Genomic DNA, 4,896 nt, shown 5'->3' with positions numbered 1-4,896 from the left:
CATCGAGGTGACCGGTCATGGACAAGGCGGCCATGTTGACTTGGTAAGGCAACAACAAGTTGATTCGATCTTCCCAGTTGTCTTCGCCCATTGAAACCCAAACATCGGTGGTGACGACGTTGGCTCCGTTTAGTCCGCTGGCTAAATCATCGGTGATGGTAATCGTGGCTCCGGTTTCCTTGGCGTAGGCGTGGGCCGTGGCTAAGACCGCTGGGTCTGGTTGGAGACTAACGGGGGCGACGATGGCAACATTGACACCGGCCATGGCGCATCCGACCAAGAGGGAGTGGGCGACGTTGTTACGACCGTCGCCGAGGTAAGCGACCTTTAAACCGGCCAGCGTGCCGAAGTTTTCTTTGATGGTCATGAGGTCGGGGATGGTTTGGGTGGGGTGCCAGTCATCGGTTAAGCCGTTCCAAACTGGGACGCCGGAATATTCGGCTAGGTCATCGACCGTGCTTTGCTTGAAGCCCCGGAATTCGATGCCGTCGTACATTGACCCCAAAACCTTGGCGGTATCTTCGACTGATTCCTTGTGGAAGAGGTGGATGTCGTCTTTACCGAGGAAGACGGGGTGGGCCCCCAATTCCAAGGCTGCAGTGGTAAAGGCTGATCGAGTTCGCGTTGAGTTCTTTTCAAAAATCAAGGCAATATTCTGGTCGGCTAAAAGCTTGGTATGAATGTTTTGCTTCGCCAAGCCCTTGAGGTGCAAGCCGTAGTCGACGAGGTAGGACAGCTCATTCGTGGAAAGGTCGGTCTCTTTCAAAATGCTCTTGCCGTAAAATTGGTTTTGGAAAAATGTTGTTTGCTTAGTCATGGTAAAACTCCTTGATAGTTGGATTTCAAATTAAAATAAAAAAACGTCCTCTTGCATCCGAAGATACAAGAGGACGTTATTACGCGGTACCACCTCAATTTCTAGGAGGTTCGCACACTCCTAGCTTGCCAAGTCAAAAAGACCTGTAGCGGTAACGGGCTAAGAACCGAATCTTTCTACTCATTTCGAAAGATAACTCACGGGCACGATCTAGTTAGTTTGTTTGGCCGGTTCTCACGAATTAACATCCAGCTTTTCTGTGAAAACAAAGTTAACTAAAATTTCCGATCATCGTTTTTGTTTTGAATTGGCTTGCGCCAAGTTGTTGGCATAAATATAAACAATAAAGTGAACGCTGTCAAGGAAATCTTAGAAAAAGATTGGTTTAATTCGAGTAAAATCTCATTTTTATATTATTTAAATGGTCGATAAAGGTTGTTATCGTGGCATTCGATGGGAATGTTCAGATTTTTAATTTGATTTAGAAAAAAATATTGAATTTGTTAGGATTGTGCCTTGGTATTTCGACCGAAAATTGACAAATCACCCTAGTAATCTAAGAAAAACTCACAAAAATGATGAGATTATTATCATAATTTGGTGGAATAGGCTACAATAAAAGTAATTCAAACATTGTTGAGTAATTCAGGACTGGGAGGAATAAAAATGACAGACAAGCTTCGTGATTATTTTAAGCTTTTGGACAAATCGTATTCAGATGCCGTGGCTGATTTGCTGACCAAGTATGGTCCCGCCAAGGATAACTATTATACCGAAGAATCCTACAATGATTATATGAACCACCGTCGCACTGACTTGGTCCGCGGGAAAACGACCCGGACGGACGAAGGTCTGTATTGCCACCACATCGAAGAAAACAAGTACCAAAATCTCTCCAATGCCGTCTTCATCGGGGCCTATAAGTACCCCTATGAATCTCAGAAAAAGAACCGCTTGGTTTACTGTAACTTGGTCGAGCACGCCATTTTACACACCTTGATTGCCCGCGAAACGGATAATAAGTTCGGTCTCATGGGCTTGAAGGAATTTTTGGCCCCAGAAATTGACCGGTGGTATGCCCAAGAAGAAAAGCCGGCGACACCATGGAAGGTCAAGTGTTATGATGCCGCTTACCTGTCCAAGGAGGATGCCACTAAGTTTTTGCTTTACGTCAAAGCCCAGGTTGGCTTAGGATAAAATTGATTAACTCTAGCCAGCACAAAGCCGTGAAGCTTTGCGCTTTTTCTTTGTCGACCACAAGATATACAGACCTTTGAGAGTCTGACAAAAAATACTGGTCCAAACCGCTGGCTGGTAAATCCGGTTGTTTGAGACTTGAAAGTTGTTGATTTGACAATACGCACAAAATCGAGATAGATTTTGTGCTTTTTGTTTGTTCAAAATCAAAAAAATCCTCGAAAAGACCGCTGGTTCAGGACTTGCGGGGAGATTGTGGGTTTTCATTTTAGTCATTTTACCCGAAAGGGGGTACGACTTTTTGTCAAATTTGCCAAAGTATTCAAAAATTCTCCTGCCTATACTAGACCCATTATCAACAACTAGCCAGACGGCGAGGAGGAATAAAAATGCAAACTGTCATCGCTTTAGGAATTATTATGCTATTCCTGTTTATTGGGGAATGGGTTTCGACCATTAGTCGGGCCTACATCCCGTCGGTCTTTGTTACGGCGGTTTTGTTCTTGATCGCTTACTGGACCTTTGCATCAAAAACAATTACGCAAACAGCCACATTCACACCGGCCTTTATTAGCTTGGTTCAAGCCGCCCTCTTAGTTCACATGGGAACTTTGATGGACTTGAAGACGCTCTTCCGTCAATGGAAATCGGTTGTCGTTGCCCTTTGTGGGGTGGCCGGAACAGCCATCCTAGCCATGGGTGGCGGGCTCTTACTCTTCGACTGGAAAACCGTGATTGCCAGTGTTCCACCACTAACCGGTGGAATCGTGGCAGCCTTCTTAATGAGTAATGGTTTGAAGGCCGCCCACATTACATCGCTGGTTTCATTCCCAGTTTCGATGTTTGTTATGCACAGTATCATCGGTTATCCCTTAACAGCTTTTTTGCTCAAAAAAGAAGGAAAGCGGCTTTTGAAAGATTACCGGTCAGGGGATGCAGCTGCAATTACTGGGGCTGGTGCTGAAGAAGAGGAAACTAAGCCAAAGCTCTTGCAACGCCTACCGGAAGCCTACAAAACATCGGCCTTCCAAATCTTTATCGTGATGGTCATGGCCGGCTTGGCTCTGGAAACTGGATTATTGCTCCACAACGCCGTTAACTCATCCATCATCTGCTTGGTCTTTGGGGTAATTGGTCACCAACTTGGTTTGTTGGAAAGTCACGTTTTGGAAAAGGCCGGTGTCTTCAACTGGTTCATGTATGGTCTTTTGATCTACATCTTCTCCTTCCTCTCAACTGTGACACCAAATAACTTGGTTAGCATCTTGATTCCAATTTTGACCATGATTTTCTTGGGAATCTTTGGAATGTTCTTGACCTCTTCCTTGTTAGCAAAGCCCCTTGGTCTTTCACGGCCAATGGCCTTCGCCAGTGCCTTGACGGCCCTCTTTGGTTTCCCCGCCGACTACATTGTGACCCACGAATCAGCCCGGAACTTGGCCGAAACGCCAGAGGAAGAGGCCTACATTTTGGCAAATACCTTGCCCAAGATGTTGGTTGGAGGCTTTGCCACCGTTTCAGTTGCCTCGGTTATCATCGCTTCGGTTTTCTTGAAGTTATTGTAAGCAAGATTGTTTTGAACACTTAATGTGCAGAAAGGAAAATTACTATGACAACAGTTTTTACGAATGCCAATCTTTTTGACGGAGTCACCGACGAAATTAATGAAAATAGCTGGTTTTTAGTCGATGACCTAGGCAAAATTACCGAGGTTGGTACGGGGGAAGCACCGAGTGCCGACGAGAGCATTGATTTGGATCACCAATACGTCATGCCCGGATTAATCAACGCCCATACCCACGTCTCACTCGACCCTTATAGTCATGATGGGGATGGCTTTGCCGATATCGTCACGGTCACCGTCCGTTCGGTCCAGCACCTCCAGGAATTGTTGGAATCAGGCGTGACCTACATTCGTGGTTGCGGAAGTAGCTATGGGGTTGACCGGACCTTAGCCGACTTGCAAAGGACCGGTAAATTGCCACAAATTCCGAAAATTATGCCATCCGGGGAACCAATGACCATGTCGGGGGGCCACGGAGTCCTCTTCCACGGTGGGAACGTGACCGATTCAGCCGATGAAATGCGGAAAAAGGTGCGGCAGAACTTCGCGGAAGGGGCCCAGTGTACCAAGGTTATGGCGACCGGGGGAGTCATGTCGATTAACGACAATATGGTCCAACCCCAGTTGAAGGTACCCGAATTAGCGGTCGCCGTCGAAGAGACCCATAGCCGCGGTAGCATCGTTGCCGCCCACGCCGAGGCCAACCCAGGAATCATGAACGCCTTGGATGCCCATGTTGATTCAATCGAACACGGTGACTATGTCACCGATGAACAAATCCAAATCATGGTTGAACAAGGGACCTTCCTGACGCCAACGATGTTGGTTGTTCAGAGCATGGTCGACCATAGTGACGAGCTGCCCGCCTGGGAAGCCGATAAAAACTTGGAAGTTATGGAGGCCGGGTTCCGCAACTTTAAGAAGGCCTATGAGGCTGGGGTCAAATTAACGCTGGGAACCGATGCCGGTTGTCCCTTTACTTACTTTGACGAGACCCCCCGTGAATTTGAGTTGATGGTGGAAAAGTTGGGGATGACCAACTTTGATGCCCTGTCAACCAGTCACCACTCCGGTGAATTAATGAAATTGACTGAATATGGTGAGTTGAATGCCGGCAAGTATGCCGACTTCTTGGTTTTGAAAGAAAACCCCTTGGCCGACGTCAAGGCCGTCCAACAAAAAGATAAGCAGGTTTACCAAGGTGGTATTCGCAAGTTTTAATGGGTTAATATCGGTTTGAAACTGCCACCTGTTCAATGCAGGAGGCAGTTTTTTACTAAGCGAGAGTGATTTCATTAGAGGAAAGGCCCCTGAGAAA

At 46.7% G+C, this 4,896-nt stretch carries 4 protein-coding genes; 3 read left to right on the top strand and 1 reads right to left on the bottom strand.

Annotated elements, in window-relative coordinates; genetic code table 11:
• The coding region (argF, locus tag AOQ29_RS04205) for an ornithine carbamoyltransferase (protein ID WP_061993278.1) at nucleotides 1–817 on the bottom strand (817 nt) is incomplete at its 3' end.
• A gap of 666 nt (nucleotides 818–1,483) precedes the next feature.
• Here argF and AOQ29_RS04200 point away from each other — a divergent pair.
• From AOQ29_RS04200 to AOQ29_RS04190, 3 genes are all read left to right on the top strand, one after another.
• Nucleotides 1,484–2,014, top strand: a complete 531-nt coding sequence (locus AOQ29_RS04200; protein WP_061993277.1) for a hypothetical protein — start codon at nucleotides 1,484–1,486, stop codon at nucleotides 2,012–2,014.
• 389 nt (nucleotides 2,015–2,403) lie between these two features.
• A complete protein-coding gene (locus tag AOQ29_RS04195; protein WP_061993276.1) occupies nucleotides 2,404–3,579 on the top strand; it encodes a hypothetical protein in 1,176 nt (391 codons plus the stop codon).
• A 44-nt stretch (nucleotides 3,580–3,623) separates the two neighbouring features.
• The gene (locus AOQ29_RS04190) at nucleotides 3,624–4,799 is read left to right on the top strand and encodes a metal-dependent hydrolase family protein (RefSeq protein ID WP_061993275.1); all 1,176 of its coding nucleotides are present in this window, start codon (nucleotides 3,624–3,626) and stop codon (nucleotides 4,797–4,799) included.
• Nucleotides 4,800–4,896 lie beyond the last annotated feature (97 nt).

This window comes from Fructobacillus ficulneus (assembly GCF_001047075.2).
In the GTDB taxonomy this organism is placed as follows: Bacteria; Bacillota; Bacilli; order Lactobacillales; family Lactobacillaceae; genus Fructobacillus; species Fructobacillus ficulneus.
This window is presented reverse-complemented; position numbering and strand designations above follow the sequence as displayed.